We start from the raw sequence: 24,999 nt of genomic DNA on the forward strand, positions 1-24,999 counted from the left end.
CCTCCCTCGACGCGACCTGCGGCTTAGTTCGCCGCCTTGCAGTCCTTGGCGTAGCGGTCGCCGTAATTCTCGAAGACTTTCTGGACGATCTCGGTCTGGAACTTGCCGTCTGCGCGCTTGGCGACCTTGGTCAGGTAGAAGTCCTGGATCGGATAACCGTTGGTGTTGAACTTGAAGGCGCCGCGCAGCGAGGTGAAGTCGGCCTTTTTCAGAGCGGCCGCGACCGCGTCCTTGTTAGAGAGGTCGCCCTTCACGGCCTTGACGGCGCTGTCGATCAGCATCGCGGCATCGTACGCCTGGAAGGCATAGGTGCCCGGCACGCCGTTATAGGCGGCCTCATAGGCCGCGACGAACTTCTTGTTTTGGGGATTGTCGAGATTGGGCGCCCAGTTCGCGCCGCCGAACATGCCGACCGCCGCGTCCTGCTGCGCCGGCAAGGTCGATTCATCCACCGTGAAAGCCGAGAGCACCGGAATGCTGTCGGCGAGGCCAGCCTGCCGGTATTGCTTGACGAGATTGACCCCGAGGCCGCCCGGCATGAACGTGAAGAGCGCATCGGGCTTCTGTGACGAAATCTTGGAAAGCTCCGGCTGGAAGTCCAGCGTGTTCAGCGGCATGTAGGATTCTTCGACGATCTCGCCCTTGTAGTCGAGCTTGAAGCCCGCAACCGAGTCCTTGCCGGCCTGATAGTTCGGCACCATCAGATACATGCGCTTGTAGCCGCGATCCTGCGCGACCTTGCCGAGGATTTCGTGCACCTGATCGTTCTGATACGAGGTCACATAGAAGAACGGGTTGCAGTCCTTGCCGGCAAACGTAGAGGGGCCGGCATTGGGGCTGATCAGGAAGGTTTTCGATTCCGTGACCGGCCGGTGGATCGCCTGGAGGATGTTGGAGAAGATCGGGCCGACCACGAAGTCGACCTTGTCGCGCTCCAGAAGGCCCTTGACCTTGGTGACCCCTGCGTCCGGCTTCAACTCGTCGTCGACCACGACGACCTCGACATCGCGGCCGCCCATCTTGCCGCCGAGATCCTTGACCCCGAGCGCAAAGCCGTCGCGAACCTGTTGGCCGAGCGCAGCGGCGGGTCCCGAGAGCGTCACGATCACACCCAGCTTGATTTTCTCCTGGGCGAGGGAAGGGCTCATCGTGGTGCCAAGCAGCAAGGCGGCTGCGGCCAATGTCATTTGCGTCTTCATGATCTGTCCCTCGTGGCGATCGGTCTTGCGCTGCAAGCCGCTACTCCACTCCAAGTTTATGCCGATGATTGCTGCCGCGGCAAGCTAAGCTCAAGTCGTCATCCTGCGGGCAGCGGTGCATGCAAGCGGCGCGCCAATTATTTGAAGCCTAAAGAAATCGACGTGCGGTTGATTGTTGCGGCTTTAGGCTTGCAGCCGGCTTCGATTTATTTGAAGCTCAAAACGTTGGGAATCCCTGCCGGGCGCCAATGTCGGCCGTGAGTGACTGCATCAACATGCTCGATTCCGAGACCAAGGCCGTCGAAACTCCGGAGGATCACGCCGAAGAGCTTCGGCTGTGGCTGCGCCTCCTGACCTGCACGACCCTGATCGAGGGTGAGGTCCGTGGCCGGTTGCGGCAACGTTTCGACGTCACATTGCCCCGTTTCGACCTGATGGCGCAGCTCGACAGGGCGCCCGATGGCATGACGCTGTCCGACGTCTCCAAGCGCATGATGGTCTCGAACGGCAACGTCACCGGTCTCGTCGAGCGCCTCGTGGAATCCGGTCATCTCGACCGCCGCACGTCGGAGACGGACCGCCGCGTCCAGGTGATCCGGCTGACCAAACTCGGTCGCGCCGAGTTTCGCAGAATGGCCGCGGAACACGAAACCTGGATCGCAGATCTTTTCGCCGATCTGACGCCGAAGGATGTGCGCGAATTGATGCGGCTGCTCGCCAAGACCAAGGCATCGGCGCAGAAATCGGCCGGTCGCCGCCGGGCCTAGGCCGCGGCTGAGGCGCCCACCAATCCCATTTGCCGCCGGAAAAAGCACGGGATGCCCAAAATCCGCTATTGCGCGAAATTGCTTTAAGCCTAAAATGTTTCCGAGTTAGTGCTGCCGGGTGCTTTCCATGCTGAAAGGAGCGTGCGATGGCCAACGCCGCCAAGGTTCAAGTTTCGGGCTCGCGTGACGACAGTGCCGCGACCGCCCATGTTGATACATTCGCGCGGCAGCATCTTCCGCCGCGAGAGTTGTGGCCGGAATTCATCTTCACACGACCTGAACTGCAGTATCCGCCCCGCCTGAACTGCGTCAGCTATTTCCTCGACCGCTGGGTCGAGCAGGAACACGGCGACGCTCCCTGCGTGATCAGCCCTGCCGTCAGCTACACCTATCGTGAGCTGCAAACGCTGGTGAACCGCATCGCCAATGTGCTGGTCGGCAAGCTTGGTCTCGTCACCGGCGGGCGCGTGCTGCTACGCTCGGCCAACAATCCGATGATGGTCGCGACCTATCTGGCGGTGATCAAGGCCGGCGGCATTGTCGTGGCGACCATGCCGCTGTTGCGCGCCAAGGAGCTGTCCTATCCGATCCAGAAGGCGGAGATCACACTCGCGCTCTGCGATGGCAAGCTCGCCGACGAAATGGAGAAGGCGAAAGCGGCAGCCCCCGGTCTCAAGCGCGTCGTCTATTGGGGCAACGGCGCCGGCGACTCGCTCGAGGCGCTGATGGGGGATGCAAGTCCGGAGTTCAAAGCCGTCGATACCGCCTCCGACGACGTCTGCCTGATCGCCTTCACGTCGGGCACGACCGGCGATCCCAAGGGCACCATGCATTTCCATCGTGACATGCTCGCGGTCTGCGATGGTTACGCCCGCAACATCTTGCGCGCGGAGCAGAAGGATCGCTTCGTCGGCTCTGCACCGCTCGCCTTCACGTTCGGCTTCGGCGGCGTGCTGTTTCCGATGCACATCGGCGCCTCCTTCGTCGTGCTGGAGAAGACGGCGCCCGACGACATTCTGAATGCGATCGAACAGTACAAGACCACAGTCTGTTTCACCGCGCCGACCGCGTACCGGGCGATGATTGGCAAGCTTCCGGGCCGCGATATCTCCTCGCTTCGCAAATGCGTGTCCGCCGGCGAGACGCTGCCCAAGTCGACATTCGATGCCTGGCTGAAGGCGACCGGCATCAAGCTGATGGACGGCATCGGCTCGACCGAGCTGCTGCACATCTTCATCAGCGCGACCGAGGACGAGATCCGTCCCGGTGCGACGGGCAAGCCGGTGCCGGGGTATGAAGCGAAGATCGTCGACGATTCCGGCAATGATTTGCCGCCGGGCACGATGGGACGGCTCGCGATACGCGGGCCGACCGGATGCCGCTATCTCGCCGACGAGCGGCAGCGCAAATACGTCCAGAACGGCTGGAACATCACGGGCGACACCTATCTGATGGATAGCGAGGGCTATTTCTGGTATCAGTCGCGCTCGGACGACATGATCGTGTCGGCCGGCTACAACATCGCTGGCACGGACGTTGAGGCGGCGCTGCTCACGCATCCCTCCGTCGTCGAGTGCGGGGTCGTCGGCGCGCCGGACGAGGCGCGCGGCATGATCGTGAAGGCCTATGTCATTGCCGCGCCGGGTGTAACGCCTGATGCCGAGCTCGTGGCCGCGTTGCAGGAGCATGTCAAACGCGAGATCGCGCCATACAAATATCCGCGCGCGATCGAGTTCGTGACGCAACTACCGAAGACCGAGACTGGCAAACTAAAGCGCTTTGCCTTGCGGCAACTGGCGCAGACCGCGGTGGCGTCCTCCGGCGTCGCGGCGGAATGAGAGAAGGATAGAGAATTGTCCGTGACGCCGCCGAAAGGCCCGCACCTCGCGGTGCTGCCGACAGCAGCCGAGGATGAAACCCGCTCCAGGGCGCAGGTGCTGCAGCCGTCCGGTTGGCCGGTGCCGAAAGGCTATGCCAATGGCATGGCGGCCGAGGGACGCATCGTCGTCACTGGCGGCGTCATCGGCTGGGATGCCGAGGAGCGTCTCGCGGAGGGTTTCGTCGCGCAGGTGCGCCAAACCCTAGGCAACATCGCCGCGATCCTCGCGGAAGCCGGTGCGCAGCCCGAGCATTTGGTGCGCCTGACCTGGTACGTCGTCGACATGGACGAGTACCTGACGAACCTGAAAGAGCTCGGCAAGGCCTACCGCACCATCTTCGGTGCGCACTATCCGGCGATGGCGCTGGTTCAGGTCGTCCGCCTCGTCGAGAAGGCGGCGCGCGTCGAAATCGAAGCCACCGCCGTCATTCCGCGCTGAACTGCGATCGACGCGCGCTCAGCTTGCCTTGGTCAGCTTGCCTTGGTCAGCTTGCTTTGGCGAGGTCATCGTCTTCGGGCGAGTTCAGATATATTCCTGACATGGTGTCGACCCAGCAGAGATGGTCATGCACCTTCTTCACGCCGCTGACGTTCTCCGCTGCGACGACCGCGGCCTGTCGCGTGCGCTCCTCGGTGATGACGCCGCTGAGATGAACGATGCCGTCGCGGACGATGACGTTCAGCCCGAACGGGCACCAGTCGTTCTTCTCCATGGTATCGATGATGCGGCTGCGAATGTGATCGTCGTCCGCGGTCGGGTCGGGTACGTCTCGGGCGAGGTCCGCCACCGCCTGGAGCAGGTTCGCCCGCGACACGATGCCGACGATCTTGTCGCCGCGGATCACCGGCAGACGCTTAACGTTGTTGCGTTCCATGAGGTCGACGATCTCGGCAAGTGCCGTATCCTCGCTGATGGTCACCGGCGAGGGGGTCATTACCTCCGACACCTTGCGGCCGTGCTCGTGGACGAAATCGCCGGCCGATTTGCCGGATCCCAGAATGAACCGCAGCCAGCGCCCGCGCTTGCGTCCCGTGCCGATTTCGCTGCGGCGGATGAAGTCGCCTTCCGAGACCACGCCGACCAGCTTGCCGGCATCGTCGACGACGGTGAGACCGCTGACATGCCGCTTCAGCATGATGTTTGCCGCCTCGACGATGCCAGTGTCTGGGGTGACCGAGATGACCGACCGGGTCATGATCTGATGGGCGCGCATGGCGGACTCCGCTGATTGTGGTGACGTCTGAACTTGAGCTTAATCTCGGCATCGCGACTCGATTTGACGCAGGTCAATCGAGGAAAGTCGACTGCGATGGCTGGTTCGACTTGATGCAGCTCAACGTTCCCGGCTTGGCTGGCTGTACCCTGATGGAGAAGCACCCCTTGTGGGTGATCAGGAGGCTGATCGTGAGTGAGCTCGTCCAGTTGCAAGAGCCTGCGGCCGAATCATTGCCCTCCAATCCAATTGCAGGGCTGGCCAGCGCGAACCAGCGTGCGCTGGATACCGCATTTGGTGCGCAGCGGCTCATATTCGAAGAGGTCGTGTTCATGACCAACGAATTCGTGGATCGAACGCAAACCGAAACGCATTTATTTGCGGAGTTCGCGTCGAAACTGGCCGGCTCTCACTCCGTGAAGGATTGGACAACCATGTACCGCGAATGCAGTCAGCATCAGCTCGACTTCATTCGTCGCGACTGCGATCGGTATTTTCGGCATGGCGAGCGGGTCGCGGCAGCCATCTTCAGCATGCTCAATGAGCGGTCGCGGCTGACCAGCGCTGTCGCTGACGGAATATCAGAAGCCAATAAGAATATTCAGCCATGAACGTCACGCAGGCGTCGAATCTCCTGCTGGCCGGAGGGCAACTGACGTCCGAGCCGCCCGTCGATCTGGTAAAGGATTCCGCAACGCCCGCCGCGATCGTCCAGCAGCATCTTCCGGCTGCTGATGCGCCGCCCGTGCCCGAACCATACCCGCTCGATCGGGCCTTCCATGCGATGTTGGCGCGATTCACCGGTGGGATTTCGCCGTTAGCGCTGTCGCTCGCCTATCTCGATTGGAGTTCGCATCTTGCAGCAGCACCGCAGCGCCAACTGGAGAGGGCGCGCGACATCGTAGGGGACACCAGCCGGTATTTCGACGCCCTCGCGCATGCCGCTGCACCAGGCCAAAACCCCTGGTCGGTGATCGAGCCACAGGCGAAGGACCGCCGCTTCGCAGCGCCATTGTGGCAAAGCCCGCCTTTCAACCTGTTGGCACAATCGTTTCTCCTCGGAGAACGGTGGTGGCACGATGCTGCGACGGGTGTGCGTGGTGTCGCCCCCACGAATGAAGCAATCGTCGAGTTCTCGGGACGCCAGATGCTCGACATGCTTGCACCATCGAATTTCGCGGCCACCAACCCCGAGGTCCTTCAGAAGGCCTTCCAGAGCGGGGGAGAGAATTTCGTACTCGGCTGGCAGAACTGGTGCAGGGACTTGATGCGCATGCTCCCTACGAGGGAGCCGGCAGGCGACGAACAGTTCGTTGTCGGCAAAACCGTCGCGACGTCGCCCGGCAAGGTCGTCTATCGGAACGAGTTGATCGAGCTGATCCAGTATCATCCCACCACCGAAACGGTGCGGCCCGAGCCGATCCTGATCGTGCCGGCATGGATCATGAAATACTACATCCTCGACCTGTCGCCGCGGAACTCGCTCGTCAAATATCTGACCGGCGAGGGCTTCACCGTATTTGCGATATCCTGGCGCAATCCGAATGCTAGCGATCGCGACGTGGCGTTTGATGACTATCGCACATCGGGCGTCCTTGCTGCGCTGGATGCGATCGCCTGCATCTTGCCGCGCCGGAAAGTTCATGCGCTTGGCTACTGCCTTGGTGGCACCTTGTTGTCGATCGCGGCGCCCGCGATGGCACGCGACGGCGACAATCGGCTGAAGACAATCACGATGCTTGCTGCGCAGACGGATTTCACCGAAGCGGGCGAGCTGACGCTTTTCATCAACGAGAGTCAGGTCTCGTTTCTGGAAGACATGATGTGGGAGCGGGGATATCTCGATACGACGCAGATGGCCGGCGCTTTTCAGCTGCTGCGCTCGAACGATCTGATCTGGTCGCGGCTCTCGCACAATTATCTGATGGGGGAGCGGGCACCGCCGAGCGACTTGATGACCTGGAATGCCGACGCCACGCGCTTGCCCTATCGCATGCATTCTGAATATCTGCGCAAGCTGTTCCTCAGCAATGATCTGGCTGAAGGTCGCTATCGCGTCGACGGCAAGAGCATATCGCTCTCCGACATCCACACCCCGATGTTTGTCGTCGGCACGGTCAGGGATCACGTGGCGCCGTGGCCATCCGTCTACAAGATTCACTATCAGGTCGATGCCGATGTGACCTTCCTGTTGACGAGCGGAGGTCACAACGCCGGCATCGTCGCGCCTCCCGAGGAGCCCGGGCACAGCTACCAGGTCATGACCAAGGCGGAGGATGCGCCCTACGTCGACAGCGACGAATGGCTGAAACTGGCCCCGCATGCGAAGGGTTCGTGGTGGCAAGAATGGTCCAGATGGCTGACTGCCCGCTCTGGTGAACTCGGTGAGCCGCCACGGATGGGGTTTGGGAACGTCAACAGCCTGCCCGACGCGCCGGGAGACTACGTCCACACCTAATCTTCAGGCTCCGCATTCGGCGCAAGGTCGGCGGAGCGGAACGGCTTGGCCTTGTCCAGTTTCCGGTAGGCGTTCGAGGCGATCCGCAACAGTTTCCTTTCGCGCTTGCGGTTGAGGAAGCGAATGCCCGCCTCGGGGATGGCCTCGTTCAACGACGCCGCCAGGGTTTGCCCTCGCGCATCGTCGTTCAATTGCCCGAGGGACTTTTGCGCCTTGCGCAATTGCTTGAGGATCGACTTCTGCTTGGTCAGCGAATCGTCGGCGAACAGGTCCTCCAGCGACTCGATCGAATAGGTCAGCCGCTTGTTGAGAAGCCGCAGCTTGTGCCGTTTCTCGACGTCAAGCTTGCGGAGCTTTCGTGCTTTCTTGAGCAACGTCTTTTGCCATTCCGTGAGTTTCGCTGTTGCGTGGTCGGCGAGCGTGCAGCGGCGTAGCCTGATGGCTCCCTTGCTGCGCCGGGTCGACCACGGGCCGCTCTCGATCCAGGCTGACGTCTGCTCGACGAGCCGGCGATATCGCGAGGATTGCAGCGCGCGCGCCAGCAAGCGGTGGCTCTCGGTGCGCTTCTCGTCCCAGTGCCGGAGCTCGGCAATCACGGTCAACTCGCCGCCACTCTCGGCGATGACCCGCTCGATTGCAACGTCGAGGTCCCGTACCATGCCGAGCTGGCTGTTCAGCCATTTCAGTTCGGTCCAGACCTCCGGCCGTACGGCGTCATCGACCGTCGGTGAGAAGAAGCGGATGGCGGTGCGCAGATGCGTCAGTGCAATCCGGATCTGGTGCAGCGCCTCGGGATCGCCGCGGCAGGTGCCGTCATGCTGGGCAAGAACGGCGTCGAGGTGACGGCGGGCGATGATCCGGAAGGCCGTGTCGCAGGCCATGCCGGGGCTGAGGCGGCCGGGCAGGGCATTGCGCCTCGCCGCAGGCTTGACGCGCGCGGCCGTCGAATTCGTGCTGGGTCGCGCCATTTGCAGATTGCCTTACTTGCTCTCGGCGATCGCGTCCCGGCAGTTCTGGAGCGTCTGCTCTTGCGTCCCGGATGCATCGATGGTCGCCCAACCGACATGGCCGATATTATAGTGCTCTTGCAGCGCGGCAACCTCTTGCGTGGCGTCGGATGCGTCGCCCCGGCGGCCGCCGATCCGCGCCTGCCGGGTCGCGAGATCCGCAACCAGAAACAGGCCGCTCAGCGGCACGTTGCACTCGCGCGCCAGTGTGGCGACGGCGTCTCGCTCGTCCTCACGGGCGAACACGCCGTCGATGATCGCGGAATGGCCTTGCGCCAGCACCCGCCCGGCGTGCTGAGCCAACATGTCGTAAACGCGGGCCGTGACCTCCGGCGTGTACGCGGATGCCGGCAGCCGGTCCGTGTCCTCGACCCCGAACATCTGCTTGCGGACGAGGTCGCTGCGCAGCACGACGGCCCCCGGCTGCGGCGTAACGTCCGGCGCGAGCGCGCGTGCCAAAATCGTCTTTCCGGTGCCTGATAATCCGCCGATTGCAATCAGCCGGGGAGCAGGCGGCTGGATTAGCGCGCCGGCGAGGCCAAAATAGCGCCGTGCACCGTCGAGAATGCCCGTATCATGGGGATGCGGCGACTTCAGCCGTGCCAGCGCGACCTGGGCGCGGATTGCCGCCCGGATGGACATGAACAGCGGCATGGCGGAGAGCGCGTCGAGATTTTCGGTCGGCGTCACGGCGAGATAGCGGTTCAGCACGATGTTGGCCGCGCGTGGCTGATTGTGGTGCAAAAGGTCCATCAATCCGAATGCGAGATCGTAGAGCACGTCGGTGGTTGCCATCTGGGGGTCGAATTCGATGGCGTCGAACAGCACCGGCTGTTCATCGATCGACACGATGTTCGCAAGATGCAAGTCGCCATGGCAGCGGCGCACGAAGCCTTGACGGCCGCGCTCTTCGAGCAAAGGCCGGAGGCGGAGGAACATTGCGTGCGAGTCTCTGCCGAGTTCTGCGATCTCTCCAGCTTCGAGATGGTTGCCCGTCCGCAGGCCATTGCTGTTGCCATCGATCAGGTCGGTGATGGAGGACACCCATGCCTTGCCGTCGGCGCGAACAGCCTGCGCATGCGAAGCCACGATCGCGTCGGCGACAGCCGAGGCAAGATTTGCATCCAGCGGGCCGGCCTTGGCCAGATGATCCAGCGTCCGGCTTTCGTCGAAGCGCGACATCTCGACTGCATACTCGATCGGCCGGCCGCTTCCGTCGACCTTCACCGATCCATCGGCTTCTTCCGTGATCGCCACAACGCGGTGATAGATCTGCGGCGCCAGCGGCCGGTTGATCCTGATCTCCTCTTCGCACGCCGCCTTGCGCTTCTCGAGCGTCGAATAATCGAGGAACGGAAATTGCACGGCGCGCTTGATTTTCAGCGCGCGCCTGCTTTCGAGAAAGACCGAAGCTGCGTGCGTATCGATCCGCCTTACGTTTGGATGATCCGCGGTGAGTGCCGCAAAGATCCGGTCCTGGGTCGCAGAATCGTCTGTCATTCCAACTGGTACGTCCAGATGCGTCGGAAGGCGGCTCGCCCCCGCGATCAGGGTAATCCATAGAAGCAGATCGCGGCCAGTCCTTGACTTCGGTCAACGGCTGTCTCCCTCAGACCGGTCGAAGTTCCCGGGGCTTGACGAGGATCAAGCGTCCGGACCCGAGCCGGCCTATTCTGGCGCCTGAGGAGAATTCCGATGCCCATCAAGGACGTCTTTCTACCGCTCGTCGGTCAGCCGCGCGGCCCGGCCCTTGCTGCGATCGAGAAATGCGTGGCCGTTGCCGCCGACCTCGGCGCCAGGATCACCGCGCTTGCACTCGAGGAGGATGTTTTCGTGCGGCCGAAGGTGATGCTCCCCGATACGGCCGAGGCAAACGGCTCGCTCGGGGCGGGCGACATGCAGCACCTCCTGGATGCGTTCACCCGTGCAACCTCCCGCACCAGCATTCGCGCTCAGAGCCGGTCGGCCAAGGTGCCGGCAGATCAGATCGCGTCAGTCCTGGCCGAACACGGGCGCTTCAGCGATCTCACCCTGGTCCCCGTGAAGCCACACGACAGCAGAACCGAGCACATCATCGAGACGCTCCTGTTCGAATCCGGACGGCCCGTGCTGCTCTGCCCGGAGCAGCATCTGGACGAACTGCGCCCGGAATTCGAGAACATCATGATCGCCTGGGATCACTCCGCGCGTGCGGCGCGGGCGGTCGGCGACGCGCTGCCTATCCTTCAGGCAGCAGCCCTGGTCCGCGTGGTGACCGTGGCGGACGACAAGTCCGACGCGATCGTGCAATCCGGGACGGCTCTGGTCGACCACTTGAGGGAACACGGGGTCTATGCCTCGTTCGAAACCGTGGCGGGCGGCGGCAGCTCGATTGGCAAGGTGCTCGGAAGCTGGGCGAATTCCCATGCCATCGATGCGATCGTGATGGGCGCCTACCATCATTCGCGCCTGAACGAGATTGTTTGGGGCGGTGTGACAAAGACCGTCATTGGCGAGCCACCGTGCTGGGTTATGATCTCCTACTAGGCGGGTCGCCAGTTTATCGGGCTTGATCGTCAACCATCGGAACCGCCACCGACCGGGCGCATTTGTTTTCATGTCAACCTATCGTCTGAAGAACCTGCTGTCGCCGCGTTCGGTCGCGCTCGTCGGTGCGAGCGCCCGCCCGGTCTCCGTTGGACGCGCCGTTCTGGAGAACATCCGCAAGGCTGGATTCACGGGACAGTTCGGCCTCGTCAATCCGCGCCATGCCGAGATCGGCGGCGTCGCGGCCGTGGACAGCCTCGACAAGTTGTCGTTCGTGCCCGAGCTCGTGGTCATCACCGCGCCGGCGCGCGCGGTCCCCGGCATTGTCGATCAAGCCGGGCGGCGCGGCTCGGCGGGTGCCCTGATCGTCTCGGCCGGGCTTGGTCACGGACCGGGGTCCCTCCATGTGGCCGCCATCGCTGCGGCCCGCAAATACGGGATGCGGCTGATCGGGCCGAATTGCTTGGGCATCATGATGCCCGGCGTGAGCCTGAATGCGAGTTTTGCCGCGCACATGCCGGGCCCGGGCAATCTCGCGCTGATCTCGCAATCAGGCGCGATCGCGGCCGGCATGGTCGATTGGGCCGCGCAGCGCGGCGTCGGCTTCTCCGGCATCGTCTCGATCGGCGATCAAATCGACGTCGATATTGCCGATCTGCTCGACTATTTCGCGATGGATCACAAGACCCGCGCGATCCTGCTCTACATCGAAGCCATCAAGGACGCGCGCAAGTTCATGTCGGCCGCCCGCGCCGCGGCGCGGGTGAAGCCGGTCGTCGTGGTGAAGTCCGGCCGAATGGCGCAGGGCGCGAAGGCGGCCGCCACCCATACCGGTGCACTCGCGGGCGCCGACGCCGTCTATGACGCGGCGTTCCGCCGCGCGGGCGTCCTGCGGGTCTCCGATCTGCGCGAGCTGTTCGATTGCGCCGAGACGCTCGGCCGCGTCGAATCGCCGGCGGGAAAGCGCCTCGCCATCCTGACCAATGGCGGCGGCATCGGTGTCCTCGCTATTGACCGCCTGGTCGAGCTCGGCGGCATTCCGGCCACCATCTCGGCGGACGCCCGCAAGAAACTCGATGACGTGCTGCCGCCGACCTGGTCCGGCGCAAATCCCGTCGACATCGTGGGCGACGCCGATGCGGCGCGCTACGCGGCGGCGCTCGAGGTGCTGCTCGCCGATCCCGACAACGACGCGGTCCTGGTCCTCAATGTGCAGACCGCGATCGCCTCGGCTGCCGACATCGCCACGGCCGTGACGGAGCTCGTCGGCAAGTACCGCGAGCAGCACCGCCGATGGGCGAAGCCCGTGCTGGCCGCCTGGGTCGGAGCCGATCAGAACATCGTTCAAGCACTCTCTGGCGCCGGCATCCCGAACTATCCGACCGAGGATGACGCCGTGCGCGGTTTCATGCACCTGGTCCGGCACCGCGAAGTGGTGGAGGAGCTGAGCCAGGTTCCACCCGCGATGCCCGATACTTTCGTGCCAGACGCACGTGCCGCGAAGCAGATCGTAGCTGCGGCCATCGCAGACGGCCGGCAGTGGCTCGAACCCGTCGAGATCAAGCACCTGCTCGAAGCGTACGATATCGCGATGGTGCCCACATACGCCGCGGCCGATGTCGAGCAGGCGGTGGCCTACGCGAAAGACATCTTCGCGCAAGGCGCCACCGTCGTTCTGAAGATCATGTCGCGCGATATCGTACACAAATCCGATGTCGGTGGCGTCGTGCTCAATTTGACGACGGTCGAGGCGGTACGCGCCGCCGCCACCGATATTCTCGCCCGCGCGAGGAAGCTGCGTCCGCAAGCCCGCATTGAGGGCGTCATCGTGCAGGCGATGGTTGTCAAGGCGAAGGCGCGCGAGCTGATTTTGGGCCTCGCCGACGATCCGACCTTCGGCACCGTCGTCGTGTTCGGCCGCGGCGGGACCGCGGTCGAGATCATCAACGACAAGGCGCTTGCGCTACCACCGCTCGATCTGCAACTGGCCCGCGACCTGATCGACCGCACGCGCGTGTCACGGCTGCTTCGCGCTTACCGGGACGTGCCGGCGGTGAAGCCCGACGCCGTCGCCATGGTCCTGGTCAAGCTGGCGCAGATGGCCGCCGACATTCCCGAGATCCGCGAATTCGACATCAATCCGCTGCTGGCGGACGAAACCGGCGTGACCGCGGTCGACGCTCGCGTCGCAGTCGGGCCGCCGCAAAGGAAGTTTGCCGGCTCCGGCGCCGCCAACTTCGCCGTTCGGGCCTATCCGTCGCAATGGGAGCGCCACCTCAAGCTCAAGGAGGGCTGGCGGATCTTCGCGCGGCCCCTGCGTCCGGAGGACGAGCCGACCATCCACGCATTCCTGAAGCATGTCACGTCGCACGACCTTCGTCTGCGCTTCTTCGCGCCGATGAAGGAGTTCACCCACGAGTTCATCGCGCGCCTGACCCAGCTCGACTACGCGCGGGCGATGGCATTTATCGCATTCGACGAGGCGACCGGTGAGATGGTTGGCGTGGTCCGACTCCATTCGGACTCGATCTACGAGAGCGGCGAATATGCGATCCTGCTGCGGTCCGATCTCAAAGGCAAGGGACTGGGATGGGCTCTAATGCAGTTGATCATCGATTACGCGAGATCGGAGGGTCTGAAAGCGATCTCCGGTGATGTTCTCAGGGAGAACACCACGATGCTCGAAATGTGCCGGCAGCTCGGCTTCGAGGTGAAGCCGGACCCGGCCGAGCCGGATCTTTGCGACGTCAGGCTGAAGCTTTGAGCGCGCCCGTTAGGAGCGCGCTTCAGCCGGATTTGCGGCGGCGGAGTCCTTGGCCGCTCTCCGCAAATCCTTGATCAGGACCGCAATCAGCGGCACCAGCACGGGCAAGATCGTGCTGAGCGGATGATGGACGGCGCCCGACACCTGGGCCTGGAATGTGCGTGCCTCGAGCTGAAGAGCTTCGATGGATGCGCCGTGAATCTCGTTGGCGAGTTCGATGTCGCGGCCCGAAGGAGGCCGGCCGGCAATCACGAAGAGAATTGCTGCGATGGCAAAATTGACGGCGCCGAGGATGGCCGCCGCGCCAATGGCACTCCAGATCTGCACCAGTGCGAAATAGGCGGACAGCTCCAGCATCAGCAGCCCGAACGCGGCGATCAGCGCCGCAAAGGCGCGCAAGCCGAGGCCGATCAGCAGGTGGCGCAGCCTGATGTCCGCGATAATCCTGTCGGTACGCCAGAGCACACGCAAATGCTTCACGACATTTTCCGTGTTCACCTAGTGCCTCCGCAGCATGAAGCCGACGACCACGCCGAGCGCGAAAGCCGAAGCAAGTGATGTGATCGGGCGGTCCGCAATGAGGCCCTGAAGCTGCTCCTGGTCCGCGTCAACGGTCTCGCCGAGCTCGGCGAGCGCGGCCTTGATCTGATCGGCAAGGGCCTCCGCGCGGGCTTTCGAACTGTCGAACATCTCCTCGCCGGCCGTGCTCAGCAAGCGTGTGACGTCAACCTTCAGCGTGCGCAGTTCTTCGCTCATCCTGTCGCTGTCGAACATGGATCTGATTTCCCCGTTGAATGGAATCAAACCTAGGACCCGCCGGCGCGAGCGCGCTTGATTTGCGTCAAGGACGCAGACGCGTCGTGGCCTTGAGACAGGTCAAACCGGCTGCCACATGCTGGCCTAGAATGACCGGCTGAATGGGGACCCGGTTGTCCCGATGAGGTGGAAGCGTGAACTCCGAACCGCTGTTGCTGGCAACGTCCTCCGGCGAAGAGCTGAAATTGTGCCCGGAAGGGCCGTGGATTGCCGCGAACGTGTCAATGCTGGAGACGTTGTCCCGGTCGGTCGGAGCGGATGTCGATCAATCCAGAACCGTGACGCTGGACATGTCAGGCGTCAGCGCGCTCGACACGCTCGGCGCCTGGGTCCTGGAAAAGCTGTCGCGCAGGGCCTCATCATCCGGTCAATCGGCCGAGTTTATCGGTGTCGCCGACCATTTCAGTGGCCTGATGGACGAGGTGCGTCAGGTCAACCGCCACACGCCGGCGCCGACGCCTGCACCCAACCCTGTCCTGGTCAGACTGAACGATCTCGGCAAGTCCACGGTCGGCGCGCGCGAAGACATCACGATCTTTCTTCAAATGCTGGGCGCGTTGTTCATGGCCGTGATTGGCGTGCTGCGCCGGCCGCGCTCGCTGCGGCTGACATCGCTGATCTATCAGCTCTACCGCATCGGCTGGCAGGCCATCCCCATCGTCGTGCTGATCACCTTCCTGATCGGCGCCATCATCGCCCAGCAGGGATTTTTTCATTTCCGCAGGTTCGGCGCGGAATCCTACACCGTCGACATGGTCGGCATCCTGGTGCTGCGCGAACTCGGCGTGCTGATCGTCGCCATCATGGTCGCCGGCCGCTCGGGAAGCGCCTACACCGCCGAGCTCGGCTCGATGAAGATGCGCGAGGAGATCGATGCGCTCTCGACCATGGGCCTCGATCCCGTCCACGTCCTGATCCTGCCGCGGGTTGTGGCCCTGGTCATTGCGCTGCCGATCCTTGCTTTCATCGGGTCGATCGCCGCACTCTATGGCGGCGGCCTGGTCGCGCAGTTTTACGGCGGCATGGCGCCGGCGATCTACATCGCGCGGCTGCATGAGGCGATCTCGGTCGCCCATTTCGAGGTGGGCATCCTGAAGGCGCCGTTCATGGCGCTGGTGATCGGAGTAGTCGCTTGCAGCGAGGGCTTGCGCGTGAAGGGCAGCGCCGAGTCGCTGGGTCGACAGACCACGACGTCGGTGGTCAAGTCGATCTTCCTGGTGATCGTGCTCGACGGCCTGTTCGCGATCTTCTTCGCCTCGATCGGAATGTGATCATGAGCGAATCGCAAGAGCAGTTCGCGATCCGCGTTCGCGACCTCGTGGTCGGCTTCGGCCGGCAGACCGTGCTCGATCATCTGTCGCTCGACGTGCGCCGCGGTGAGATCCTCGGACTCGTGGGTGCGTCCGGCGGCGGCAAGTCGGTGCTAATGCGAACCATCATCGGCCTCATCCCGCGCCAAGGCGGGACCATCGAGGTCGTGGGACGGCCAATCGGTGGCCGCACCGAAGGCGCGGCCACGACATGGGGCATCCTGTTCCAGCAGGGCGCGCTGTTCTCCTCGCTGACGGTCCGGCAGAACATCCAGTTTCCGCTCCGTGAAAATCTCGTCCTATCCCAGGAGCTGATGGACGAAATCGCGATCGCCAAGCTCGAAATGGTCGGGCTGCGGGCGCAGGATGCCGATAAATATCCGGCGGAGCTATCCGGCGGCATGACCAAGCGCGTCGCGCTGGCGCGCGCGCTCGCGCTCGATCCGCCGATCCTCTTCCTGGACGAGCCGACCTCAGGCCTCGATCCGATCGCGGCGGGTGATTTCGATGCGTTGATCGGGACACTGCAAAAGACCCTCGGCCTCACCGTGTTCATGGTCACCCATGATCTGGCGAGCCTGACCACGGTCTGCGATCGCGTCGCCGCTCTCGCCGACGGCAAGATCGTGGCGATCGGTCCGATGCGCGAACTACTGCAATCCGAGCATCCCTGGGTGCGCGCCTATTTCCATGGAAAGCGCTCGCAGATGCTGCAACACGAGATGAGATGAGACATGGAAACCCGCGCTCCCTACGTGCTGATCGGCAGTTTCGTCCTGGCCGCGATCCTCGCGGTGTTCGGCTTCGTCTATTGGCTGAACAACACCGGCGGCATCGGGCCGCGCACGAGCTATCACGTGCAATTTCAGGGCCCGGTGCCCGGTCTTCTGGTCGGCGCCGGCGTGCTGTTCAACGGCATCCGCGTCGGCGAGGTCACCCAGCTCGGGCTAGCGCCGGACAATCCACGCTTCGTCAATGCGACAATCTCGGTTGCTTCAACCACGCCGGTGCGCGCCGACAGCAGGGTCGGGCTCGATTTCCAGGGGCTGACCGGCGTGCCGGTGGTGACGCTGGAGGGAGGCGTCATCGTCACCAGATCCGGCGAGCCCCCGACCTTGATTGCCGAGGCGGGTGCGGGCCAGAGCATGACGCAGGCCGCGCGTGATGCACTGCGGCGGGTCGACACCGTGCTGGAAGACAATTCGGGCCCGCTAAAGGACACCGTCGCGAATCTCAAGACCTTCTCCGATGGACTTGCGCGCAACACCGGCAAGATTGACGGCATTCTGGCGGGCCTGGAGAAGATGACCGGCGGCGGAACGCCGGCGCAGAAAGTCACCTATGACCTGCGCACGCCGCAGAACCTCGGTCCGGCCGGCAAGACGCTCTCGGCGTCACTGGCCATTCCCGAGCCGACGGCAGTCGCCATGCTGCAGACCCAGCGCATGCTGTTCGCGCCGGACGGCGACAATCCGGGCTTTGCGAACTTCCTCTGGGCCGACAGCATTCCTAAGCTGGTACAGGCGCGGCTGATCGACAGTTTCGAGAATTACGACATCGCCCACGCGCCGTTGCGCACGGCCGATCTCGGGCAGGCGGACTATCAGCTGCTGATCGACATCAGGCGCTTCCGCATTGCCACGGAGGGGGAGACACGGGTCGAGATCGGATTGTCGGCACGGATCGTCGACAAGAACGGCAAGGTGATCGCCTCGCGTCTCGTCGAGACCAGCGAAAAGCTCGACAAGGTCGAGCCGGCCGTAGCGGTCGCAGCGTTCGATACGGCCTTCACGCGCATCGCGAAGGAGCTGATCGGCTGGACGGTGCAGGCGGTGTGACGCCGGCTATTCCAGGGTCTTGAGGTAGGACAGCAGATCGTGGATCTGGTCCGGACTGAGCTCGAAGGCCGGCATGTCGGCGTGGCCGGTGTTGATGCCCTCGGCCAGCGCCTCCCCAAGGCTCTCGATGGGATAACGCTGGTGCAGGGCCCGCAGCGGCGGTGCGACCTTGAGCGGACTGTTCGACGCACGGTCGATCGCGTGGCAGCGCGCGCAATTGGCTCGCGCAAAGGCCTTGCCGCGTTGCTCGGACGGGGCCGCCAGGGCAGGCGTCATCAGAAGCAACCCGATCAACCCGTGACGCAGCGTTCCTTCCAGCATGTAAAGTGACCCCGTTTAAGTCTGGGAGAAGAATAGGGCGGGGATTCCCCCCAAAATTGATCTGGGTCAACCGGCTTTGGCGCAGTGCAGTAAAATGCAGCCGCGCGGCGGAATGGGCCTGATGGGCAGCCGGCGCTTGGAGCGGTCGATGAAGCCCGTGGTCACGATTGAGCCGAACTGGCAGCTTTGCAGCGATTGCGCTGTCCGCGCATCTGCGGTTTGTTCGTCGTTGGATGCGGTCGAGCTTCGGGAATTCGAGCATCTCGGTCGGCGCGTCCATTTTTCCTCAGGCGAGACTGTGTTCTCCGAGGAGGACATCACGACCTCGTTCTACAATCTCGTCGAGGGCGTCATGCGGCTGTACAAGCTGCTGACCGACGGCCGCCGGCAGATCGTGGGCTTTGCCTTGCCCGGCGATTTCTTGGGGATGAATGTTTCGGGCAGGCACAATTTTTCGGCCGATGCGATCGGCGCGGTGACCGTATGCCAGTTCGCTAAGGCACCTTTCGGCCGTTTCATCGAGGACCGGCTGCACCTCCTCAGGCGGATCAACGAACTGGCAATTCGCGAGCTGAACCAGGCCCGGGACCACATGGTCCTGCTCGGCCGCCGTTCGGCGGACGAAAAGGTTGCTGCCTTTCTGCTCGGCTGGCGCGAGCGGCTGGTCTCGCTGAAGGGGGCGTCGGACACGGTTCCGCTTCCAATGAGCCGCCAGGACATCGCCGACTACCTCGGCCTGACCATCGAGACCGTCAGCCGCACCTTCACCAAGCTGGAGCGCCACGGCGTGATCGAGATCATTCATGGCGGGATCAGCCTGCTCGATCCGGCGAAGGTCGAGGCTCTGGCCGCAGCCTGATTCCGACGTAGCGCGGCTCAATTTTGACCGGGATCAATGTGTTCGGCCGCGTGCCCCGAATAATGCCTGAAACCACAGGGGAGGGCATCATGCCGGCTGACGCGTTGCTTATGAGCATCGTGGCAATCTTTGTCACATTCGCCGGGGCACTGGTCTGGGCAGACCGGCAGACCAGCGCAAGCCGGCCCGAGTCGGACGTCAAGCCTCGAAGCTCCTGAGATCACGGTCGCATTTTGCGGCACTCGCGGCGCGGGCTATGCCGTGCGAGTTCGGGATGGTTGGCAGCGCCTCAACGCAAGGCGGCTTGCGGCGCTTGCAACTCTGCATCGACCGGGACGCATTGGCTCATCCTTCGGCTGCGGGCTTTGTGCCTGACCGCGGCATTTTCGCCGCGTTTGCCTCAAATGGGGGCGCATGCTTTCCGGTTGAAAAACTGGGCTACACTGACTACGCAGGGACCCCAGTGCCTCGCAGTCTTAGGAGCCCAGTGGCGTGCCTCAGGACAAGACCGGCGACGACCCCCGACAAGCGGCGGGGAATAAATTATCGGTCCTGCGCAAGCACCCGATCTTTGCGGATCTGGAGCCGGAGGCGCTGGATCAGCTTTGCCGTTACGCCAAGCACACCACGGTGAAGCGTGGCGCGACGATCGCCGCCAAGGGCGATCCCGGCAACAATCTGTTCGCGGTGATCACAGGGACGGTGAAGATTTCCTCTTCGTCGCCTGACGGTCGCAACGCCATTCTCAATCTGATCGGTCCTGGAGAGATCTTCGGCGAAATCGCGGTGCTCGACGGCGCCCCCAGGTCGGCCGATGCGACCGCCAACACCAATTGCGAGCTCTACATCATCGATCGCCGGGACTTCCTGCCGTTCGTGAAGAGCCAGCCGGCGCTCGCAATGAAATTCATCGAGCTGCTCTGCGCGCGCCTGCGCTGGACCAGCCAGCAGGTCGAGCAGGTGATCCTGCAAAATCTGCCGGGCCGGCTCGCGAGCGCACTGCTCGGCCTCACCGAAGAGCGCAAGTTCGACTCCGGCAGCGGCACGCTTGTCATCACGCAGCAGGAGATCAGCGAGATGGTGGGGATGACACGCGAGAGCATCAACAAGCAATTGCGTGCCTGGGCGGGCCGCAACTGGGTTCGCCTCGAGCACGGCGCCATTGTCGTGCTCGACATTGATGCCTTGCGCGAACTCGCCGAGAGCGGGCTCGACAGCTAGCTGTCGATGACCGCGACGGCGCGGGTCCAGCCCGCGGAGGCCCGCTCGATTTTCACTGGAAAGCACGAGACGGTGAACCCGGTCGAAGGCAGCTGGCCGAGATTGTGCAGCTTCTCGAGATGGCAATAGCCGATGTGCCGCCCCGCCTTGTGGCCCTCCCAGATCAGGCCGGCATCTTTCGTTTCGGCATATTTCTTCGCGGTGTGGACGAACGGCGCGTCCCAGCTCCAGCCGTCGGTGCCGGTCAGCCGCACGCCGCGTTCGAGCAGATACATGGTGGCCTCATAGCCCATGCCGCAGCCTGAGCTGACATAGTCGGCTTGGCCGAACTTGGCGCCGGCGCCGGTGTTGACGACGACGATCTCCAGCGGCGACAGCGCATGCCCGATCCGCCTCAACTCCTTCTCGATGTCGTCGGCGCTCGCGACATAGCCGTCGGGGAGATGCCGGAAGTCGAGCTTCACGCCGGGCTGAAAGCACCATTCCAGCGGCACTTCGTCGATCGTCCATGACCGTTCGCCGCGATTCATGGTTGGATGGAAGTGCCAGGGCGCATCGAGATGCGTGCCGTTATGGGTCGACAGCGAGACCTGCTCGACGGCCCAGCCCTGGCCGTCCGGCAGGTCCTGTGCCGTGAGGCCGTCGAAGAACTGCAGCATCCGCGGCAGGCCCTGCTGGTGATCGATGTACTGGATCGTCGGGTGATTGCCCGGCGGATCCGCCGTCACGTCGTTTCTGAGCGGCACGGAAATGTCGATCAGCTTCCGCGGCATGGGCATTCCTCGGGATGGTTCGCTTCGTTTTGCAGCATCTTGAGGGGGCCGCACCGGCGGCGTCAAGCAACGCGCATGAACGCTTCCCGCGCCAGACGGTAGATGATTTCGGAAAAACTGGTCGATGAGCCGGTGTCTGCCCAAACCGGGTCGATCCATCGATGCAACTCTAGCATTGATCGATGCCGGATTTGGCTTGGACAGGGAATGCCGCGCGCCCTAGGGACGACGATGGCGCTTGACTTCACACCAGAAGTGGAGCGACCCAAGGCGGCCCGCAGCATCTGCCCAACGACATAATCAATTCAGGAGGAAGCCCAGATGAAGATACTTACCGGCATCATCGCAGCCGCTCTGCTGGCGGTCTCAGCCCCCTTGGCGACCGCACGCGATTTCCGTTCCGCCGACATCCATCCCGCCGATTATCCGACCGTCGAAGCCGTCAAGTTCATGGGCAAGCAGCTCGCCGCGGCGAGCGGCGGCAAGCTTGGCGTGAAGGTGTTTCCCAACGGAGCCTTGGGCTCCGAGAAGGACACCATCGAGCAGCTCAAGATCGGCGCCCTCGACATGATGCGGATCAACGCATCGCCCTTGAACAACTTCGTGCCGGAAACCATCGCGTTGTGCCTGCCCTTCATCTTCCGGGACACGCAGCACATGCGCACCGTCCTTGACGGGCCGATCGGCGACGAGATCCTGGCGGCCATGGCGCCCGCCGGCCTGGTCGGCCTCGCCTATTATGACAGCGGCGCCCGGTCCATTTACACCGTCAAGGCCCCGATCAAGTCGCTCGCGGACCTCAAGGGTCTGAAGATTCGCGTCCAGCAATCCGATCTGTGGGTCGGCATGATCCAGAGCCTCGGGGCCAATCCGACGCCGATGCCCTATGGCGAGGTCTATACCGCTCTCAAGACCGGTCTGGTGGACGCTGCCGAGAACAACTGGCCGTCTTACGAGTCCTCGCGCCACTTCGAGGCCGCCAAGTTCTACAACATCACCGAACACTCTTTGGCGCCCGAAGTTCTCGTGATGTCCAAGACGGTCTGGGACACGCTGAGCAAGGATGACCAGGCGATGGTCCGCAAGGCGGCGAAGGAATCGGTTCCCGTCATGCGCAAGCTCTGGGACGAGCGTGAGCAGGCGTCCCGCAAGACCGTCGAGGCGGCCGGCGTTCAGGTCGTGACGATCGCCAACAAGGCGGAGTTCGTCGACGCGATGAAGCCGGTATACGACAAGTTCGCCGGTGACGAGAAGCTGAAGGGCCTCGTCAAGCGTATCCAGGACACGAAGTAAGACCATTGCGTCGGTCCGGCGTCGCCGATTGGCGACACCGGACCGACGCGTTGGAGGCGCGCAAGGAGACTTGCAAGGAGACTTGGATGACAGACCCTCACATCGCAGACCACGAACTGGACGTAGCCGGACGCCCGTCCACCGGCTTGCTGTCCCGGATCAATGCTCCCGTCGCTCGGCTGGGCATGTATCTGTCGGTGACCGGGCTGCTCGTGATCGTCACCATCGTCTTCTACCAGGTGTTCGGACGTTATGTGCTCAATTCCAGCCCGACCTGGACGGAGAACCTTGCCTTGGTTCTGATCCTCTATGTCACGTTGATCGGCGCCGCTGTCGGCGTGCGCGATGCCGGGCATATCGGCATGGACAGTTTGCTGGTGATGCTGCCGGATCACGCACGAGAGAAAATCGAGATCGTCATCCACGTCCTGGTGGCCGGGTTCGGCGTTGCGATGGCCTATAACGGCTGGATCCTCGGAGCGTCGGTCGGAACCGTGAAGATCCCCAATCTCGGTCTGCCCGAGGTCATCCGCTACGTGCCGCTGATCGCCTCCGGTGTCCTGATCGTATCGTTTTCAATCGAGCACATCATTGCTCTCCTGCGCGGCGAAGAGGTCGTCCCCTCATGGAACTGATCATCCTCGGCGCCACTTTCTTCGGCTTCCTGATCCTCGGCGTCCCCGTCGCCTTTGCGATCGGCCTCTCGGCGATTTGCACCATCCTCTACGAAGGCCTGCCGGTCGCCGTCATCTTCCAGCAGATGATGTCGGGGATGAACATCTTCTCCTTCCTCGCCATCCCGTTCTTCGTCTTCAGCGGTGAGCTGATGCTGCATGGCGGCGTCGCCGACAAGATCGTGCAGCTCGCCAAGAATCTCGTCGGACACATCCGCGGCGGGCTCGGCATGTCGAACGTGGTCGCCTGCACGCTGTTCGGCGGCGTGTCCGGCTCGCCTGTCGCCGACGTGTCGGCGATGGGGGCGGTGATGATCCCCATGATGAAGAAGGAAGGTTTCGACACCGACTATGCCGTCAACGTCACGACCCATGCGTCGCTGGTCGGAGCCTTGATGCCGACCAGTCACAACATGATCATTTATGCGCTCGCCGCCGGCGGCAAGGTCTCGATCGGCGCGCTGATCGCCGCCGGTCTCCTGCCGGCACTGGTGCTGATGGTGTGCATGCTGGTCGCCGCTTACGCGGTCGCGGTGAAGCGCGGCTACCCGGCCGGCAAGTTCCCGGGCTGGCCCGCGGTTTTTCGCTCGCTCGCGGCCGCTCTGCCCGGCCTTCTGATCATCGGCATCATCCTGGCGGGCATCCTGTCCGGCGTGTTCACGGCAACCGAATCCGCGGCGGTCGCGGTCACCTACACGATCCTGTTGACGTTCTTCATCTACCGCACCATGACCTTGCCGAACTTCCTGCGCGCTGCGGCCAAGGCGGTGAAGACCACGGGCGTGGTGCTGCTGCTGATCGGCGTCTCCACCATGTTCCAGTATCTGATGGGACTTTACGAGGTGGCCGACTTCGCCGGCGAGATGATGAGCAAGGTCTCGACCCAACCCTGGGTCATCTTCCTGCTCATCAACGTCATCCTGTTCGTGCTGGGCACGTTCATGGACATGGCAGCGACCATCCTGATCTGCACGCCCATCTTCCTGCCGATCGCGATGAAGGCGGGCATGGATCCGGTACAGTTCGGCATGCTGATGCTGATCAACTGCGCACTCGGGCTGAACACCCCGCCGGTCGGGACCACGCAATTCGTGGGCTGCGCCATCGGCGGCATCTCGGTGGGTGCGGTGATGCGCACCATCCTGCCGTTCTATGCCGCCCTGATCGCAGCTCTGATGTTCGTGACCTACGTCCCCGCCTTCTCGCTGTGGCTGCCCCGCCTGCTGATGGGCTACAAGGGATAGCAGCAATACAGGAGAATCTATCCGTGACTGACTATCGCAAGCTCTTCGATCTCACCGGCAAGACGGCCGTGGTGCTCGGCGCCGCCTCTGGGATCGGCAAGTCGTCGGCCGAGGCGCTGGCCGGGCTCGGCGCCCGTGTCGTCTGCGCCGATCGCGCGCTCGACGCCGCCGAAGCAACCGCCGCCGGCATTCGCGAGAAGGGCGGCTGGGCCGAGGCGGCTGCGTGCGACGCGGCGAACGCTGCGGACGTCAATGCGCTGGCCAAGACCGCGATGCAGAAATTCTCGCGGCTCGACATCGCGGTGACGACGCCCGGGCTCAACATCCGCAAGACTATCCTCGACTACACTGAGGAGGATCTCGACCGCGTCCTCAACCTCAATATCAAGGGCACGGTCTGGTTCTTCCAGGCCTTCGGCCGCATCATGGTCGAGCAGAAGGGCGGCAGCATTATTGCCTGCTCCTCGGTGCGGGCGGTGACCATCGAGCCGGGCCTCGGCGTCTACGGCTCGACCAAGGCGGCCATCGGCCTGCTGGTGAAGGGCTTTGCCTCCGAGGTTGGACGCTCCGGCGTGCGCGTCAACGCGATCGCGCCGAGCATCGCCGAGACCGCGCTAACCGGCCCGTTCAAGCAGCGTCCCGACATCTACAATCTCTACGCCGGCCACACCGTGTTCAACCGCTGGAGCAGCGCCGACGAGGTCGCCACCGCCGTCGCCTATCTCGCCTCGGACGCCGCGAGCTATGTCAGCGGCAGCACGCTGTTCGTCGATGGCGGCTGGACCGCCGTCGACGGTCCGCCGACCGGCCTCACCCAGTTGCAAAGATAGAGCAGT

At 63.4% G+C, this 24,999-nt stretch carries 24 protein-coding genes; 16 read left to right on the forward strand and 8 right to left on the reverse strand.

Annotation, left to right across the window (positions count from 1 at the left end; genetic code table 11):
- Positions 1–23: 23 nt before the first annotated feature.
- Positions 24–1,199, reverse strand: coding sequence for an ABC transporter substrate-binding protein (locus tag GWG67_RS13460; protein WP_275170192.1), 1,176 nt, complete (start codon positions 1,197–1,199; stop codon positions 24–26).
- Positions 1,200–1,447: 248 nt separating this feature from the next.
- Between GWG67_RS13460 and GWG67_RS13465 the strand changes: the two genes are divergently transcribed.
- From GWG67_RS13465 to GWG67_RS13475, 3 genes are all read left to right on the forward strand, one after another.
- Positions 1,448–1,966, forward strand: a complete 519-nt coding sequence (locus tag GWG67_RS13465; protein WP_275169811.1) for a MarR family winged helix-turn-helix transcriptional regulator — start codon at positions 1,448–1,450, stop codon at positions 1,964–1,966.
- Positions 1,967–2,112: 146 nt separating this feature from the next.
- Positions 2,113–3,804: a benzoate-CoA ligase family protein gene (locus GWG67_RS13470; RefSeq protein WP_275169812.1), complete on the forward strand. Its 1,692-nt coding sequence runs from the start codon at positions 2,113–2,115 to the stop codon at positions 3,802–3,804.
- 15 nt (positions 3,805–3,819) lie between these two features.
- The gene (locus GWG67_RS13475; RefSeq protein ID WP_275169813.1) at positions 3,820–4,284 is read left to right on the forward strand and encodes a RidA family protein; all 465 of its coding nucleotides are present in this window, start codon (positions 3,820–3,822) and stop codon (positions 4,282–4,284) included.
- Positions 4,285–4,330: 46 nt separating this feature from the next.
- Here GWG67_RS13475 and GWG67_RS13480 read toward each other — a convergent pair whose 3' ends face one another.
- Complete coding sequence (locus tag GWG67_RS13480; RefSeq protein WP_275169814.1) at positions 4,331–5,059, reverse strand: CBS domain-containing protein; 729 nt, start codon at positions 5,057–5,059, stop codon at positions 4,331–4,333.
- 20 nt (positions 5,060–5,079) lie between these two features.
- Between GWG67_RS13480 and GWG67_RS13485 the strand changes: the two genes are divergently transcribed.
- Together GWG67_RS13485 and GWG67_RS13490 are read left to right on the forward strand one after the other, a co-directional pair.
- Positions 5,080–5,670: a hypothetical protein gene (locus GWG67_RS13485; protein WP_275169815.1), complete on the forward strand. Its 591-nt coding sequence runs from the start codon at positions 5,080–5,082 to the stop codon at positions 5,668–5,670.
- Positions 5,667–7,517 (forward strand): alpha/beta hydrolase, encoded by a 1,851-nt coding sequence (locus GWG67_RS13490; RefSeq protein WP_275169816.1) that lies wholly within the window; start codon positions 5,667–5,669, stop codon positions 7,515–7,517. Before GWG67_RS13485 ends, GWG67_RS13490 begins: the two co-directional genes overlap by 4 nt.
- Here GWG67_RS13490 and GWG67_RS13495 read toward each other — a convergent pair.
- On the reverse strand, positions 7,514–8,485 hold the full coding sequence (locus GWG67_RS13495) for a CHAD domain-containing protein (protein ID WP_275169817.1): 972 nt from the start codon (positions 8,483–8,485) through the stop codon (positions 7,514–7,516). The genes GWG67_RS13490 and GWG67_RS13495 overlap by 4 nt on opposite strands.
- A 12-nt stretch (positions 8,486–8,497) precedes the next feature.
- Positions 8,498–10,024: a bifunctional aminoglycoside phosphotransferase/ATP-binding protein gene (locus GWG67_RS13500; protein ID WP_275169818.1), complete on the reverse strand. Its 1,527-nt coding sequence runs from the start codon at positions 10,022–10,024 to the stop codon at positions 8,498–8,500.
- A gap of 195 nt (positions 10,025–10,219) precedes the next feature.
- On the opposite strand from GWG67_RS13500, the gene GWG67_RS13505 reads away from it, so the two are divergent.
- Positions 10,220–11,050 carry a universal stress protein gene (locus GWG67_RS13505; RefSeq protein ID WP_275169819.1) on the forward strand — a complete coding sequence of 277 codons (831 nt, stop codon included), beginning with the start codon at positions 10,220–10,222 and terminating at the stop codon, positions 11,048–11,050.
- A gap of 70 nt (positions 11,051–11,120) precedes the next feature.
- Positions 11,121–13,814: a bifunctional acetate--CoA ligase family protein/GNAT family N-acetyltransferase gene (locus tag GWG67_RS13510; protein WP_275169820.1), complete on the forward strand. Its 2,694-nt coding sequence runs from the start codon at positions 11,121–11,123 to the stop codon at positions 13,812–13,814.
- Between the two features lie 9 nt (positions 13,815–13,823).
- Here the strand turns inward: GWG67_RS13510 and GWG67_RS13515 are convergent, their stop codons facing one another.
- Both GWG67_RS13515 and GWG67_RS13520 read right to left on the reverse strand, forming a co-directional pair.
- A complete protein-coding gene (locus GWG67_RS13515; protein WP_275169821.1) occupies positions 13,824–14,312 on the reverse strand; it encodes a phage holin family protein in 489 nt (162 codons plus the stop codon).
- Positions 14,313–14,588: a hypothetical protein gene (locus tag GWG67_RS13520; RefSeq protein ID WP_275169822.1), complete on the reverse strand. Its 276-nt coding sequence runs from the start codon at positions 14,586–14,588 to the stop codon at positions 14,313–14,315. It lies immediately after the preceding gene.
- 176 nt (positions 14,589–14,764) lie between these two features.
- On the opposite strand from GWG67_RS13520, the gene GWG67_RS13525 reads away from it, so the two are divergent.
- The 3 genes from GWG67_RS13525 to GWG67_RS13535 are packed head-to-tail and all read left to right on the forward strand — an operon-like array spanning position 14,765 to position 17,778.
- Positions 14,765–15,901 carry an ABC transporter permease gene (locus GWG67_RS13525; protein ID WP_275169823.1) on the forward strand — a complete coding sequence of 379 codons (1,137 nt, stop codon included), beginning with the start codon at positions 14,765–14,767 and terminating at the stop codon, positions 15,899–15,901.
- A gap of 2 nt (positions 15,902–15,903) precedes the next feature.
- A complete protein-coding gene (locus GWG67_RS13530; protein ID WP_275169824.1) occupies positions 15,904–16,671 on the forward strand; it encodes an ABC transporter ATP-binding protein in 768 nt (255 codons plus the stop codon).
- A gap of 3 nt (positions 16,672–16,674) precedes the next feature.
- Positions 16,675–17,778, forward strand: a complete 1,104-nt coding sequence (locus GWG67_RS13535; RefSeq protein WP_275169825.1) for an MlaD family protein — start codon at positions 16,675–16,677, stop codon at positions 17,776–17,778.
- 6 nt (positions 17,779–17,784) lie between these two features.
- Here GWG67_RS13535 and GWG67_RS13540 read toward each other — a convergent pair whose 3' ends face one another.
- Positions 17,785–18,099 carry a cytochrome c gene (locus GWG67_RS13540; protein WP_275169826.1) on the reverse strand — a complete coding sequence of 105 codons (315 nt, stop codon included), beginning with the start codon at positions 18,097–18,099 and terminating at the stop codon, positions 17,785–17,787.
- Between the two features lie 148 nt (positions 18,100–18,247).
- Between GWG67_RS13540 and GWG67_RS13545 the strand changes: the two genes are divergently transcribed.
- Positions 18,248–18,958, forward strand: coding sequence for a helix-turn-helix domain-containing protein (locus GWG67_RS13545; protein WP_275169827.1), 711 nt, complete (start codon positions 18,248–18,250; stop codon positions 18,956–18,958).
- 492 nt (positions 18,959–19,450) lie between these two features.
- Positions 19,451–20,179, forward strand: a complete 729-nt coding sequence (locus GWG67_RS13550) for a Crp/Fnr family transcriptional regulator (protein ID WP_275169828.1) — start codon at positions 19,451–19,453, stop codon at positions 20,177–20,179.
- Here GWG67_RS13550 and GWG67_RS13555 read toward each other — a convergent pair.
- On the reverse strand, positions 20,176–20,952 hold the full coding sequence (locus GWG67_RS13555) for a cyclase family protein (RefSeq protein ID WP_275169829.1): 777 nt from the start codon (positions 20,950–20,952) through the stop codon (positions 20,176–20,178). The genes GWG67_RS13550 and GWG67_RS13555 overlap by 4 nt on opposite strands.
- 321 nt (positions 20,953–21,273) lie before the next feature.
- On the opposite strand from GWG67_RS13555, the gene GWG67_RS13560 reads away from it, so the two are divergent.
- From GWG67_RS13560 to GWG67_RS13575, 4 genes are all read left to right on the forward strand, one after another.
- Complete coding sequence (locus GWG67_RS13560) at positions 21,274–22,245, forward strand: TRAP transporter substrate-binding protein (RefSeq protein WP_275169830.1); 972 nt, start codon at positions 21,274–21,276, stop codon at positions 22,243–22,245.
- Between the two features lie 86 nt (positions 22,246–22,331).
- On the forward strand, positions 22,332–22,880 hold the full coding sequence (locus GWG67_RS13565; protein WP_275169831.1) for a TRAP transporter small permease: 549 nt from the start codon (positions 22,332–22,334) through the stop codon (positions 22,878–22,880).
- On the forward strand, positions 22,871–24,163 hold the full coding sequence (locus GWG67_RS13570; protein ID WP_275169832.1) for a TRAP transporter large permease: 1,293 nt from the start codon (positions 22,871–22,873) through the stop codon (positions 24,161–24,163). The genes GWG67_RS13565 and GWG67_RS13570 overlap by 10 nt, the downstream gene beginning before the upstream one ends.
- 23 nt (positions 24,164–24,186) lie before the next feature.
- A complete protein-coding gene (locus GWG67_RS13575; protein WP_275169833.1) occupies positions 24,187–24,993 on the forward strand; it encodes an SDR family NAD(P)-dependent oxidoreductase in 807 nt (268 codons plus the stop codon).
- Positions 24,994–24,999: the final 6 nt, after the last annotated feature.

Origin of the sequence: Bradyrhizobium sp. CSS354 (assembly GCF_029051725.1) — a bacterium.
Taxonomy (GTDB): Bacteria; Pseudomonadota; Alphaproteobacteria; order Rhizobiales; family Xanthobacteraceae; genus Bradyrhizobium.